This is a genomic window from Microcoleus sp. B13-B6 (assembly GCF_036705405.1).
In the GTDB taxonomy this organism is placed as follows: domain Bacteria; phylum Cyanobacteriota; class Cyanobacteriia; order Cyanobacteriales; family Microcoleaceae; genus Microcoleus.
Genome location: NZ_JAUBUJ010000146.1, coordinates 1 through 13,774, shown reverse-complemented (window position 1 = coordinate 13,774; position 13,774 = coordinate 1). Strand labels below are relative to the sequence as shown.

The 13,774-nt window shown below is 44.7% G+C and carries 11 protein-coding genes and 2 pseudogenes; 5 read left to right on the top strand and 8 right to left on the bottom strand.

The window, feature by feature from the left end:
- From QUB35_RS36040 to QUB35_RS36020, 5 genes and pseudogenes are all read left to right on the top strand, one after another.
- Positions 1-347: pseudogene (locus QUB35_RS36040) on the top strand (hypothetical protein); the annotation flags it as partial.
- A gap of 209 nt (positions 348-556) precedes the next feature.
- Complete coding sequence (locus tag QUB35_RS36035; RefSeq protein WP_333147424.1) at positions 557-1,333, top strand: pentapeptide repeat-containing protein; 777 nt, start codon at positions 557-559, stop codon at positions 1,331-1,333.
- Between the two features lie 629 nt (positions 1,334-1,962).
- Positions 1,963-3,108: an AAA family ATPase gene (locus tag QUB35_RS36030; RefSeq protein WP_333147422.1), complete on the top strand. Its 1,146-nt coding sequence runs from the start codon at positions 1,963-1,965 to the stop codon at positions 3,106-3,108.
- Entirely contained in the window at positions 3,105-3,284 is a 180-nt protein-coding gene (locus tag QUB35_RS36025) for a hypothetical protein (protein WP_333147420.1), read from the top strand. The genes QUB35_RS36030 and QUB35_RS36025 overlap by 4 nt, the downstream gene beginning before the upstream one ends.
- 115 nt (positions 3,285-3,399) lie before the next feature.
- The gene (locus QUB35_RS36020; protein WP_333147418.1) at positions 3,400-3,843 is read left to right on the top strand and encodes a DUF4276 family protein; all 444 of its coding nucleotides are present in this window, start codon (positions 3,400-3,402) and stop codon (positions 3,841-3,843) included.
- A gap of 72 nt (positions 3,844-3,915) precedes the next feature.
- Here QUB35_RS36020 and QUB35_RS36015 read toward each other — a convergent pair whose 3' ends face one another.
- From QUB35_RS36015 to pyrH, 8 genes and pseudogenes are all read right to left on the bottom strand, one after another.
- Complete coding sequence (locus QUB35_RS36015) at positions 3,916-6,921, bottom strand: GAF domain-containing protein (protein WP_333147415.1); 3,006 nt, start codon at positions 6,919-6,921, stop codon at positions 3,916-3,918.
- Positions 6,922-7,291: 370 nt separating this feature from the next.
- Positions 7,292-7,744, bottom strand: a complete 453-nt coding sequence (locus QUB35_RS36010; RefSeq protein ID WP_333147413.1) for an NADAR family protein — start codon at positions 7,742-7,744, stop codon at positions 7,292-7,294.
- Between the two features lie 76 nt (positions 7,745-7,820).
- The gene (locus tag QUB35_RS36005; RefSeq protein ID WP_333147427.1) at positions 7,821-8,762 is read right to left on the bottom strand and encodes an RNA-guided endonuclease TnpB family protein; all 942 of its coding nucleotides are present in this window, start codon (positions 8,760-8,762) and stop codon (positions 7,821-7,823) included.
- Entirely contained in the window at positions 8,650-9,042 is a 393-nt protein-coding gene (locus tag QUB35_RS36000) for a transposase (protein WP_333105399.1), read from the bottom strand. Before QUB35_RS36000 ends, QUB35_RS36005 begins: the two co-directional genes overlap by 113 nt.
- A 532-nt stretch (positions 9,043-9,574) precedes the next feature.
- Positions 9,575-11,143 carry a reverse transcriptase domain-containing protein gene (locus tag QUB35_RS35995; RefSeq protein WP_333147411.1) on the bottom strand — a complete coding sequence of 523 codons (1,569 nt, stop codon included), beginning with the start codon at positions 11,141-11,143 and terminating at the stop codon, positions 9,575-9,577.
- Positions 11,144-11,809: 666 nt separating this feature from the next.
- Positions 11,810-12,019, bottom strand: a pseudogene (locus tag QUB35_RS35990) (FAD-dependent oxidoreductase); the annotation flags it as partial.
- A gap of 200 nt (positions 12,020-12,219) precedes the next feature.
- Entirely contained in the window at positions 12,220-12,768 is a 549-nt protein-coding gene (gene frr, locus QUB35_RS35985; RefSeq protein ID WP_333147410.1) for a ribosome recycling factor, read from the bottom strand.
- The gene (gene pyrH / locus QUB35_RS35980; protein WP_333076369.1) at positions 12,755-13,483 is read right to left on the bottom strand and encodes a UMP kinase; all 729 of its coding nucleotides are present in this window, start codon (positions 13,481-13,483) and stop codon (positions 12,755-12,757) included. The genes frr and pyrH overlap by 14 nt, the downstream gene beginning before the upstream one ends.
- Between the last annotated feature and the right edge of the window lie 291 nt (positions 13,484-13,774).

Sequence of the window (13,774 nt, the reverse complement as noted above, 5' to 3'; positions counted from 1 at the left end):
GTGAAGAGAAATTTTCACGCACGGTTTTGGAGAGCGGCGGCGCTCGTGAGAGTGTCGCCGACTTTAATTTTTTAGATGGAGACTCCCTGCCCAGATATGGTGAAAAACCGCCTGAGTGGAAAGCATCTGGAAAACGAATTAAACGTGGCTTGTATCGCTCTGCTGACGGAACTGTAATTAACGCAGATCTAAACGGTTCGGCCAACATTTTAAGAAAAGTAGCCAGTAAGTTAGGTGTAAACCTTGACCAACTGAGTAGACGGTGTTTGACCACCGTAGCGAGAGTAAGACTTTGGGCGCTGCCTAAAGCTGCTTTGTCCGCAGAATCTCAGCGCCTTCAGGCCTGAGAGTGTCAATACCCTAATTTATTGGCAGCGAAGTGTTTATTTGACACTCAGGTAAGGCCGAGAACTTCAATCTAGGGTGCTGATGGCGCACATAACTCCTACATACGGCAAGTCAAAAGATTTGTTGGGTGAACTTGTGTTATGGTGATTTTCAATTGCTTCGAGAAAAGCTATTTTAGATTTAATATTTTGGATTTTGGACGGTTAAAATGAAACTCAGAATCCTCGCTGCTGCAACGCTGCTGAGCGCGATCGCCCCGATCGCTCCTGCAGCGGCCGAGAACATCCAACACACGCAACAATTACTAGCCACCCGACAGTGCCCCAACTGCGACCTCAGCAGTGCTGGCTTGGTTTTAGCCAACTTAACCGGAGCCAATCTCAAAGGTGCTGACTTGAGATTGGCTAACCTCAGCCGAGCCAACCTCACCGGGGCTGACCTCAGCGGTGCCAACCTCAGCGGCACCAGCCTGTTTGGCGTCAACCTGACGGGGGCGAACCTCACCGGTGCCAACCTCAGCGGTGCTGACTTGAGAAGTGCCTATCTCAGCGACGCCAATTTGCTCAACGCCAATTTAACTAACGCGCAACTGCTCGGAGCTAGAGGAATGCCAACAAATATCGGCACCGCTGAAGACTTCTACCGGTTGGGAGTGCTGGAAGCTCAAGCAGGAAACTACAGAAACGCCATTGATTATTACAATCAAGCCCTGAATCTGAAATCGGATTTAGCAGCCGTTTATTTTGCGCGCAGTATGTCTCGCGCTGACTTGGGAGAGTTCGCCGGTGCGGCTCAAGACGCTGCAATAGCAAACAAACTCTTTGCAGATCAAGGAAATCCCCAAGGTGAGGAGTTGTCAAAGCAGTTAGGCGAAGCCATTGTGGCGCGCCAAAAGCCTACGGAGCCCCGCACTTCCAGCCGCGGCGACTTTATGAGTCTTCTCGGTTCGATCGGTTCTGTGCTGGTGAAGTTGATCTTACCTTAAGGACTTGTGAACGGCCTGCTCCAACGACTTTTCATGCTGCACCAACTCAAGCGATGCAGACCGTTTCATAAACCTTACCGGAAAATTAGGTAAAAGCCCCGTCCTTTTAGGACGGCTTTAATTATCCAGATTCATTTTTCAAGGTTTCCGTCAATCATTTTAATAGCATGGTAAAATAGAGTAATACTACAGGTAGAATAACCGCTAGCACAAATGGGTAGTCAATCCCAAAACGACTGGCTAGGAAATAATAATAGTTAGTGGGCGGCGAAAACCACGATAAACATAGCTGGGGAAACTAATGTACACCCGTTCATCAGAAAAATAAAATTTTGTAGATAAAATGTACCGTGGGGCACACGGAAACAAAGAGAAAAATCTCTTAAAGCTTGGGGAGATAAGCCCTCTGGGGTTGTCTAAGTTAGGCTCGAAACTTGGTTCTCTGGAACGGGTTTTTGGTTTAAGTAATGCCGAAAGGATAGGTAATTTAAAGGTGTATCTGTGAACCAAGAATCCCCATGCCTGATAGCTGGGGAGTGCCAATAAACCTCTAAAGTATCTAAGGCAGATATACTTAGCCTAGTCTCGATATATGTGTCTAGGCTAGTTTTACTATTTAAGGACAGAATATGAATAGATTTGAAAATATATCAGTAAGGGGTTTTCGGCGTCTTCAAAATATTGAGCTTGAGATGAGAAATCTCATCGTCATGATTGGTGCAAACGGAGCAGGAAAAACTTCTTTTTTAGATGTTCTTTCAATACTAGCCGCTTCAGCAAGTGGAAATTTACATAATTTATTACAACTTAAAGGCGGCTTGAATGAAATTTTGACAAGAGGTAAAGTACAAGAACTTGAAATTGAAATTTCAATGCAAGTGCCAAAGGAACAACCTTTGAAGTACAGCTTAACATTGTCACCCAAAGGTTTGTCCTATGAAGTCAGAGACGAATCTTTAACACAGCAGAGAAATCCCAACAGAGCTGAACCATTCAAGTATATTGAATCACAAGGGTTGAATATTAAATATTTTCAAGAAGGCAGTGAACTTCTGAGACCGAATTGGGAGCATAATCCTCTCGAAACATCGCTTTCTCAAGTTCCTAAAATGTATAGTGAACCTGAGAACCTGAGAAAGAGCCTTGCTTCTTGCACATATTATGGAGCACTCGATGTTTCAGAGAAAAGTCCAATCCGTCTACCTCAAGCAATGCGCCCTGCAAAGTTGCCTGGAGCAAGCGGTGAAAACCTCGTTTCCTGTCTTTATGACCTTCGGGAGACGGATCGAGACAGTTTTGAAATGGTTGAAAATATCATTTCTGCTGCCTTTCCAGATTTCGATCGATTAAACTTTCCTCCGGTTGCCGCAGGAACTATGTCTATGACTTGGACAGATAGAAATTTTCCTCAGCCTTTCTATGTCCATGAGCTATCAGAAGGAACGCTGCGCTTCCTCTGGTTGGTTGCGCTCCTGCAAAGTCAAAATTTAACAACTATTACGTTGCTAGATGAACCAGAAGTTAGCCTACACCCGGAACTCTTAAGACACTTAGTTTATCTAATGAGAGAAGCTTCAAAACACACTCAACTGATAGTTGCAACACACTCAGATCGACTCATCAGATTTCTCGATCCAAGCGAGATTTTGGTCTGCGATTTGGAAGAAGGGGAGGCAAAAATGAGGTGGGCTGACACTCTTAACCTGGATAAATGGTTAGAAGATTACAGTCTTGACCAGGTTTGGGAAATGAATGTGATGGGTGGCCGTCCATGAGAATTGCTATTTTGGTTGAAGGTGCTACTGAAATGGCATTTAGAAAGAAGCTTCATGAGTTTCTGCAAAGTCGTTTAGAGCAAAAAATGCCCAGACTAGACTTTAAACCACAACATGGTGGAATTCCCAAGCAAGGGAAACTCAAGAAAATAGTTGAAACTCTCCTCGATCAATAGTCCGGACAGTTTTCAATCACTAACGGCAGAATGCGGGTTTCCACCTTCTCAGTGAGGTCAAATGCTAACGGTAGAATGAGGGTTTCAGCCTCGGTCTCAAAAACTGTCCGGAGTATTGCTCGATAATGATGGCTATGATGCTGTAATTGCACTTACAGACGTTTATACCGGAAAGCCGGACTTTAAAGATGCCAATGATGCTAAAGAGAAAATGAGGACATGGGTAGGTGAAAACCCAAAATTCTATCCTCACACAGCATCACATGATTTTGAAGCATGGCTTCTTCCCTACTGGACAACTATCCAGAAGCTAGCGAAACACAATCTTTCTGCTCCTAGCGGTTCGCCTGAAACAGTGAATCATCAAAAGCCACCTTACTATTGGATTAAGGAGATTTTTAGCTCTGGAAAACGCGGAAAAGACTATAACAAAGTGATTGATGGAATGGCTATTTTGAAAAACAACGATCTGATGATTGCGATTAAAGCTTGTCCAGAGCTAAAAGCTTTTGTGAATCGAATTATCTCTCTCTGCGATGAAGATAAAATAATTTCTTGATGTCCGATGTTAGAGTCCCGACTTCTTAAAGAAGTCGGGACTCTGGGTGTTAAGTTTTTTAGGTTGTTCTAGTTAATTCAGCGGAATCTCGATCCAGAACTCTGTACCATGACCGGGTACAGAAACACATTTAAGTACGCCTTGGTGTTTCTCAACTACAATTTGGTAACTGATAGACAGTCCTAAACCCGTGCCCCGACCTACGGGTTTAGTAGTAAAAAACGGATTAAATATGTGAGAGATTAACTCTTTGGGGATGCCGTGACCATTGTCGGCAATGCAAATTCCTACCGTTTTTTCATCGATTAATTCAGTGCGAATCCGAATGCAAGGGGATGGGAAATCAGGAATCAAACACTCGGTGGTCGCATTTATATCTCCTGACTCGATAGGCAGTATTTGGGAGCTTAAATGCGTCGCCGCTGCACTTGCCGCTTTAAAGGGAAGATTCATAACTCGCTCTTTTTTTCCCATTTCTAGGGCGTCAAGGGCATTACCTATCAGATTCATAAATACCTGATTGAGCGAGCTGGCATAGCATTCTACTAAGGGCAAATTGGCGTATTCTTTAATGATTTCTACGGTGTCGTGATCGGAATTGGCTTTGATCCGGTGCTGCAAAATCAACAGGGTACTGTCGATGCCCTCGTGAATGTCAACGGCTTTTTTCTCGGTTTGATCGCTCCTGGAAAAATTACGCAAAGATACAACTAACTGGCGGATGCGCTCAACTCCGACTGTCATGGAACCCAAAATTTTTGGCAAATCTTCGGCAAGAAATTCGATGTCGATTGCTTCGGAGCACTCGCTAATTTCTGGGTTGGGATTGGGGTAGTGCTGGCGGTAGAGTTCTACCAAGCAGAGTAAATCTTTGGTGTATTCGCTGGCGTGGGAGAGATTGCCGTAGATAAAGTTAACGGGGTTATTGATTTCGTGGGCGACTCCGGCGAGGAGTTGTCCGAGACTGGACATTTTTTCGGTTTGAATCAGTTGGGCTTGGGTATTGTGCAATTCTGTGACTGTTTTAGCTAGCTGTTCGGCTTTTAATCGATCGGCAGTTGCTGCATTAAGACTTTCTTGATAAAGTTCTGCTTGGTGAATGGCGATCGCAGCTTGAGCAGCTAAATGTTGCAGCAATTCCTGTTCTGCAGTTTGCCAAACTCTCGGCCCAGAACACTCATGGGCAATCAGCAACCCCCACAATTGCGAATCTTTGCCCATCATGGGCACAATTAAACTTCCTCTCACCTGCAACTCTTCCAAAAATTCGCGGTGACAGGGTGTTAAATCATCAGTATAAATATCATTAATTGCTCGCACCCGTCCGGCTCTATAAAAGCACTCTGAGCCTTCGGGAAAGCATCCTTGTGGAGATGTGATACCTAAAATTGACCGCCACTGGCCGCAAACAGCTTCGACAACTACCTCGCCCTCTTTGTCGGCAGCAAATTGGTAGATTACCGTGCGATCGGTATCCAACAAAACTCTGACTTCTCGCACAATAGTTTGCAGTATTATTTTTAAATCTAAGGTGCTGCGAATCTGGTCTCTAACTCGCGTCAATACTTTGGCAAAGTCCAAGGATTTTTGCAATTGGGCGGTGCGTTCTTGAACTTGGCGCTCCAAGTTGGCATTCAGAGTTTGCACTTCTTTATTAAGAACGTACTGCCCAATTGCCGAACAAAATTGGCTGCCTATAGCTAAAGCTTGCTCAATTTCCTCGTACTTCCACTCGGGCGACTGACCTTTTTTTATTTCTCGCCAGAGTTCAAAGGATTGTCTGGGAAGGGTTTGTGCCGCGCTGCTGTCAAAGCTGCCCGCCCACATTTTTTCCGTATCAATTGCATTGCGAAAAATGGTCAAACAGCCGACTACTTGTTGTTTGTAGTGGAGGGGAATTACCAGCAACCCCCTAATTTTAGTAGATTGGAAAGCGGGAACTAAAACTCTAAATAGAGGTTCTTTGTATAAGTCTGTAATTATCCCAACGGGGAATTGAGAATTAGTAAAACTCGCCAATTTGGGAAGTTGTTCGGTATTTTTGAATCCTTTAGTTAGCCATTCCTGCCAGAGGGGATGAGCTTCGATCGCCTTAACTTTTTCCCAGTTGGGAAGTGTCGGTTGTTCTCCTGTGGTGAACAGTTCAAAGGTAGCATCACTGTGGGTTGGGGCAATTGGCAATCCTCCTTCAATCTTGGGATATGATAACTTTTCACCGTTGATTTTCGGCTGGTTGAGATAGAGTCGGCCGCCGCTACCGCCCAAAGCGGTGACGGTGGCTTCTAAACCCTGTTGCAGTTGAATGTTTACGTGACCATACAACAGGGCTGCTATGCGGCTCACGGTAGCTTCGCGGGCCGCTTGAGAGCGGGTTTGCTGGAGGAGGAGCGCGTGGGCTATAGCGCTAGACAATTGATCTGATACGAGCTGAACTACTTCTAAATCTGCTGGTGAAATATTGAGGGGCGCGGAGTGGTGAGACACTAAAAGTCCCCACAGTTCGATGTGAATTTTTTGATTATTTCCTGGCTCGTATCGAGTCAGACACGTGGCAGCCTGGCAGATATCTGTTTTGCTGTTTTCCGACGCGATCCTGCGGTGCAAAATCGGCACGACTAAGGAAGATTGCACTCCCATTGCCATCAGGTAAGCTGTGTGGCAAGGATCGAGCGATCTGTAGTGGATCTCTTCCTTTACTAAAGGTTGACCGGTGTCTGCTGCATCGAGGGGACTCAGGACGATCGTCCCGGAGTTAACATCTATTATTGTCCGCTGGCGCAAAGTGACATACATCTCCCTGGCCCTGGCAGGAATGTCGTCTGCTGGAAAGTGCAGTCCTTTCAAGGAAGGGAGATGGTTGTTATTAATTGACTCAGCAACAACTTCTCCACTGCCGTCGGCACTAAACCTGTAAATCATAATGCGATCTGTTTTCAAAAAAGACCGCACTTCTGCTACCGTACTGGTTAAAATATCTTCTAATTCTAGAGATTGGCGAATGCGTTCTGTTATCCGCCGTATCAAAACTTCTCTGTCTAGTTTATAATGTAATTCTTGCGTATTTTCTCTGAGTTGCATAAATCTCCTTTTGTACTTATACAATGATAATAAGAAGTTTTGATGTGCTGTGGGAGCGTTTAAACTCAAATGCCTCACCCTGAGTTTTTGACTCAACCGATCTGTACAATTAATCCGTCGCGCACTTGTCAGAGACGACGGTGTATCGCCTCTGGTGGGCTGGGGTAAGTAAAATCTGCGATCGCGCCGGTTTAATCCTTGCCTTCAACAGGCAGAGCGACTTAAGCAAATAGTAATTATTATTTTAATGCTCTTATAAATTTCTCGCAATCTTAAACTCTCACTAGGAGAATTCTTCATTGTTAGGATAAGTTGACATTTGTTGTAGAACTTCATATAATGAGAATTAACGAAAGAATTTGAGCTTCTATCAGCGCCCCTGGTGCTGACTAATTTCTTGGCGCACGCTCATCAGAATTTTACCCAAATGATTTTGACCGGTTCGGTCGCAGCCACACCCCCAGTAGTAATCCGTTGGCGAATCCTCGACAATCACTCGATCCCCTGTGGCGAGGAGAATAGCTTGAATGTCTGTATGAGTGAGAAACTTAGTTAAAACTGCTTCGCGCATAATGGGAATTTTCACCGCTTCCCAATCAGCGCGAATCCGGTGGTTGGGATCGCGACCTAATTTGGCGGCTTCTTGAGGAGTCGGTACGGCTCGAATCGTCGCCACTAATCTTTCATCAGTGCTGACAAATTTTTGGGCTTGATAGTAATGTTCTACAGTCAACCAATATTGACCGTGCAGACAAATGTCGTGTAGTGAAAAATTAGAAAAGCAGCCGTAAGGCTCCTCTACTTTATAAAAATAAATTATCATAATTATTTGAGATTTTATATTTTACAGGATTTAGGTAGAATTTGACATCCACCCCGGCCGTACCGCGGGATTCCATCTATTCAAGCCAGTCAAAAATTGACAATTGCTTAAATTCTGGTGGGTTGACGCTTCTTTGGGTGCTGCTATCCTGGGATAGTCTTATGCTTCCTCCACGCCCGTTTAAAGTCTCCGAAAGTCCTCCGGCGACTAAAATGTTAGTTGCGGCGTTAATATCCCTATCATGAGACGTGCCACAGTTGAGGCAAATCCATTCTCGAATTGAGAGATCTAATTTCCCGATTTTAAACCCACAACAAGAGCAGGTTTTAGAAGTCGCTTCCCATCTATCAATGACTCGAAAATCTCTGCCATATTTTTCTGATTTTGCTTCTAGGAAAGTTCTAAATGTTCTCCAACCTAAATCAGAAATTGCACGGGATAATTTGCGGTTCCTAACCATTCCTGACACATTTAAGTCTTCTAACACAATCGTTTGATTCTCACGAATGAGTTGAGTTGATAACTTGTGCAGGAAATCTGTGCGAGTATCAGCTAGTTTAGCGTGAAGTTTAGCTAACCGCTTTCGATAAAATTCATGTCGTTTAGATCCTTTGGTTTTCCGAGATAGAGATTTAGATAACTTTTTCAGATTCCTAATCCTTTTCTTTAGGGGTTTGGGAGCTTTTATTTTTTGTCCGTTACTCAGAGTTGCAAAGGTTGAAATTCCTAGATCGATACCAACTGAACTATCAGAAGATGGCAAGACTTCGGGTTGAACTTCCACGACAAAACTGAGGAAATATCGGTCAGAACTGTCCTTGATGATTGTGACTGAACTGGGTTCTGAGGGCAACTCTCTTGTCAAAATCACCTTAAGCTTCCCAACTTTCGCTAAATAAACCTTCTCACCTTTGATGGAAAATCCTAGTGAGAGTGAATCGGGCGGATTGTTTAGATTTCCGCTTTTTAAAACGAGGGGGTTTAACTTTTTGTCCCTGACGTTTCCCTTTACATGAATTGAAGAAGTTTTGGTATGCTTGCTCTAAATCGTTTAAGGATTGTTGTAGGGGAACTGCTGAAACTTCTGATAACCATTCCCGTTCCTCTAACTTCTTAGCTTGAGTGATAAATTGCTTTTGAAGTTCGGCATTTTTCGGTTTCTTTTGGCCTCCAATATATTCAGAAATGCAAAAACCTAGACTATCGTTCCATACTACTCTGACACACCCAAATAACTTGGCTAACGCCAATTTATGAGAGGGTGTCGGATAGCATCGGTAGCGATATCTAGCTTTCATTTGTTTTTGATATTTACTGTCTTTATCTTAACATAAACCAGAATAAAAAGCCGTCCTAAAAGGACGGGGCTTTAAACCCAAAATTTTCGGTAATTATTCAGGCTGCGCCTCAAACACCTTACCGCGCTCTTAGTAACGTGTGAAACCACTTTTTGCCTCCAGGAGTATTTGAGATTGATTCTATAAGCAGCGCGGGGCTTGTATTAAAAAATCCTCACATCGACTTTATTTTAAATAGGAGTTACCCTTTTGAACCCCGTTTCTTGGAAAAAATTCGGTTGAGCAGCGAAAAATCTAGGAATCAACTGGCTTTCTGAGGAATAGTGCGTAATTCCTATTTTTAAATTAACGATTAAGAATTGGGAATGAAGAATAAGGAATTGGGATTTAAGAATATTCCTTCTTCACGCTTGACATCGTTCTAAAACGGCATCAGCGGTACGGTTAGAGTCGATGCCTATGTTGCCACAGGACACCTCTCCTTCAGAACTGTACGTGCAGCTTTCACTGCATACAGCTCAAGCGTCGATATCTACTTTTCCTTTTGGGAATTTCGAGCTACACGGGCTTCTCCGTGGATGGGCTGGTGTTGGTGACATTGACGGTGGAGCATCTGTAAATTAGATTTCTGCCAATTATTATGGTTTCCATCCGCATGATGTAGCTCTACCTTATCGCCACTGAGAAATGACAGTCCGCAAGCTTTGCATTGATGATTTTGTTGCTTCAGAAGTGATGATTGTATCCCTGAATAGTTCTTGTTTTCTCTCTTAGCCCAGTAAGATAGGTCGCCATCGAACGGGGATTTGTCTCCGGTCACATTGATGTGGGCATTGACCTTCCAAGGGACAGAGGGGAAGCTTTTTTTAATTAGCTTGTCAGTGCCTTGTCGGTCGTATTTCCCTTGTTTGCGGATATATTTCCATGTCCAATGGTTTTGTGCCCAGAGGTCGTGTGAAGACAAGTCACAGTATTGGTTGTAGTTTCTCCAGCCTCTAATCAGAGAGCCACATTTGGTGATTCTTTGTTCGAGGGTGAATCGGCTATCTTTCATCGTCACCTTTATCTTGGCTTTCACTTTTGCCGTATTTTCTTTAGAGGGAGTGCTGATGAATTTTTCGTTGGGTTTTACTTTGAAGTTCCACCCTAGGAAATCAAACCCGTCTGTGGATTTAACGACGTGGGTCTTACTTTCTTTGATTTTCAAGCCTCTTTCTTCTAGGAATTTGGACGCCTGTTCCTTTACCAGGGCTATGTTGTGTTCAGGTTTGCAGATGAATACTAAATCGTCTGCGTATCTGAGGCATAAGACCTTATGGTTTATCCTATTATAGATTTCGTCCGTTACTTCTTCGATTCCATTGAGAGCTATGTTGGCTAAAAGTGGGGAGATTACGCCCCCTTGCGGAGTTCCTACTGTTGATGTCGGGAACTCCCCTCTTACTCCTACTTTGATGGCAAGTCTTAGCCCTTTGAGAGCGATTTTTGGAAGCTCTGTCTTTTCCAGAATTGTCTCGTGACTTATCTGGTCGAAACATTTTTCGATGTCCATTTCTAGGATGGTTTTGGTTATCCCTCTTCCTTGTGAGTTTAAAGCTGAGAACAGCCGTTTTTGGACATCGTGCGTCCCCCTTCCGGGTCGGAACCCATATGAGTTGCCGTGGAATGTTGCCTCGGCTGCGGGTTCGAGCGCATATTTGAGTAAGCATTGGTACGCTCTGTCACCAATGGTGGGGATGCCTAGCTTTCTTTGAGTGCCGTCCTTTTTTGGGATGTTTACTCTCCGTAGTTTGCGGTGTTCCCATTTCTTCCATCCTGTTAGCAGGTCTTGGGTTAATTGCATCCGTTCTTTGCAGTTCAATACAATTTTTCCGTCTACCCCTGCTGTAACCTTACCCCGATTTAATTGGGTGACTTGCCTTACTGCTATGTATTTGGCAGCTTTCGAGTTAAGTAGTAGCTTCTGAAGCTTATTTACTAGCTTACGGTCGCCATTCTTCCGAGCTTTATAAATCCTTGTTTGTAGGCGGAGAACCACCTTCTGGAATCGTTTCCAAGGTAATGCTTTCCAATTATCAACTTCCATTTCTAGAGTCGTCATAATTTGTACCAACTACTAAAGTGATTTAGTCTCTATCGACCGTGACCATTAGGGCTTGAGTCCTTAGTTCTTGCCGTTTCGGTCACATCCTACCCGCTCATTTCATCTGTGGCTTTGATGTACCCTACCTAAGATATTTGACATTCTTAGGAGATTTGAGCGTTTTTCTTCGTTCCGTAGAGTGATTATTCGCTGATTTAGGATTCTCCACTTCACCCACCACGACCCAGGATTGCACTTAATAAAGTAACTTTTGTGCGGGTTTTTATGGTTATCTGGCATTCATTTCTGCCAGTAGCGTTTGGATGCTTTTCCAGGAGATTTACTGTACGTTATCCATGTCAGCCTACCTAACGGGTTCCCGGCATCTCAGCCGTCGTTATTCCCGTCCTATTCCCAGCTTCACTTTGAGGATCAGTCTCCGTGTGGGTAGGTTTGGCGTCACATCATCCTTAATGGGGAGGACTTGCACCTCCATCCCTCTACAGTTATCTCAGACTTATTTATATGGCGATGCCTGAGACTCTAGGCTATTTATTTACCTAGAAACGAATCGCACAACTTTAACGCTTAGTCTTAACGGCTGCTAGTTGAAAACTAGCCGTCTGGTCAACAGGCTTTATTCAAGCCCACATCATACCCTACGGGTTAGTGTGCGGTAGTTGACGTGTAGCTAATTTTGTTAGCTTTCAGAGAAATAGCTGGCGTCCGGTCAAAATCGAGCCATTGGGCGATCGCCCCTGAAACGCCGCCGCCAGGTTTATTGCGAAGCAGAGACGCTTTTTCTACTACCAAAACAGAACGTCCCTGCTTTGCCAAGTGATAAGCTGCTGTGCTACCTGCCGGGGCTGCACCGACAATAATGCCATCGAACATTTTTGGTTATGGGTAATTGGTAATTGGTAATTGGTTATGGGGAACAGGGAATTAGTAACTGGTAATTGCTAACTTATGAGTATTAAATCTTGAGTTTTTAATTCACAACTCACAAATCATCGAGCGTCTGGGCGTTGTTCGCGGCCGACTCTGAGCAATCTCAAAACTATTCCTATTCCCCCTGCCCAATTGCCCATTGCCTAAACAGTCGTGATATCTTTCTCTTTCGATGCCAGAACTTCTTCTATTTTCGCAATGTACTTGTCCGTCAGCTTTTGAATTTTATCTTGCAAGTCCCGCGATTCATCTTTAGAGATATCGCTGCTTTTTTCCTGCTTGCGAATCGAGTCAACGGCATCGCGGCGGATATTGCGAATTGCAACTTTACCTTCTTCAGCAAACTTACTGGCCATTTTGACAAATTCTTGGCGTCTGTCGCTCGTCAGCGGCGGAATGTTCAAGCGAATAACAGAACCGTCGTTGTTGGGCACGAGTCCTACATCCGACAGGGAAATTGCTTTTTCGATCGAGGTCAGCGCTGTGCGATCGAACGGTTGAATGGTGATCGTAGTCGCATCCGGGGTGCCGATGTTGGCAAGGGATTTGATCGGAGTTGGAGAGCCGTAGTAATCTACCATGACTCGATCGAGGAGGGAGGCGTTGGCCCGTCCCGTCCGAATAGTATTAAAAGACCGTTGAGTAGCCTCAACTGCCTTTTGCATATGATCTTCTGCTTCAGCTAACTTCACAAAAACCTCCGACAAGAGTTCCAATAGATTCTCCCATTACAGCTCGGTAGATGTTGCCCGACACCGAGAGGTCAAATACCATAATAGGAATATTATTTTCTTTGCAAAGGGCGATCGCCGTACTGTCCATCACCCGCAAATCTTGATTCAAGACGTGGGCATAGGTGAGGGTTTGATACCTGCGCGCGTTGGGGTTGAGGTGGGGGTCGGAATCGTACACCCCATCTACCTTAGTAGCTTTAAAAATGACCTCTGCATCAATTTCAGCCGCCCGCAAAGCTGCTGTTGTATCAGTAGTAAAAAAAGGGTTGCCAGAACCGGCACCAAAAATCACTACTCGTTTTTTTTCTAGGTGGCGAATCGCCCGCCGCCGGATGTAGGGTTCAGCTACTTCTTGCATGGCGATCGCCGATTGCACCCTCGTTGGCACTCCTGCTTGTTCCAGGGCATCCTGCAAAGTGATAGCATTCATCACCGTAGCAATCATGCCCACATAATCAGCCGTTGCCCGATCCATCCCTGCCGAAGCAGCTTTCACCCCGCGAAAAATGTTGCCGCCACCGACAACAATCGCGATTTGAATGCCTTGGGACACGACTTTGGCCACTTCCTGGGCGATCGACTGAACCACTATCGGATCGATGCCGTAGCCCAAGCTGCCCATCAGCGCTTCACCGCTGAGCTTCAGCAAAACTCGCTGATAAACCATCCCCATGTCGCCACTATTTTTTTACTCTTTTTGCCTCCACCATAAGATAGCAGTATGGGTGCATTTTGAACATCAATTGCCCGGAACAGGCATCCTGCTTGTGTTGCAAGAGAATTTGTTTGTGGCGCGGGCTGCGCCGGTGAACAGGCAAGATGCCTGTTCCACAACCGGATTTATTTTTTTTCTGTGAATGCTAGGTGAACAGGCATCTTGCCTGTTCCACAACCGGATTTATTTTTTTTCTGTGAATGCTAGGTGAACAGGCAAGATGCCTGTTCCACAACCGGATTTATTTTT

Bases quoted from the DNA above. Each gene is read 5' to 3' on its own strand.
- QUB35_RS36010 (WP_333147413.1), bottom strand. From the start codon at position 7,744: ATGATAATTTATTTTTATAAAGTAGAGGAGCCTTACGGCTGCTTTTCT.
- QUB35_RS36030 (WP_333147422.1), top strand. From the start codon at position 1,963: ATGAATAGATTTGAAAATATATCAGTAAGGGGTTTTCGGCGTCTTCAA.
- QUB35_RS35995 (WP_333147411.1), bottom strand. From the start codon at position 11,143: ATGACGACTCTAGAAATGGAAGTTGATAATTGGAAAGCATTACCTTGG.
- QUB35_RS36015 (WP_333147415.1), bottom strand. From the start codon at position 6,921: ATGCAACTCAGAGAAAATACGCAAGAATTACATTATAAACTAGACAGA.
- QUB35_RS36035 (WP_333147424.1), top strand. From the start codon at position 557: ATGAAACTCAGAATCCTCGCTGCTGCAACGCTGCTGAGCGCGATCGCC.
- QUB35_RS36000 (WP_333105399.1), bottom strand. From the start codon at position 9,042: ATGAAAGCTAGATATCGCTACCGATGCTATCCGACACCCTCTCATAAA.
- QUB35_RS36025 (WP_333147420.1), top strand. From the start codon at position 3,105: ATGAGAATTGCTATTTTGGTTGAAGGTGCTACTGAAATGGCATTTAGA.
- pyrH (WP_333076369.1), bottom strand. From the start codon at position 13,483: ATGGGGATGGTTTATCAGCGAGTTTTGCTGAAGCTCAGCGGTGAAGCG.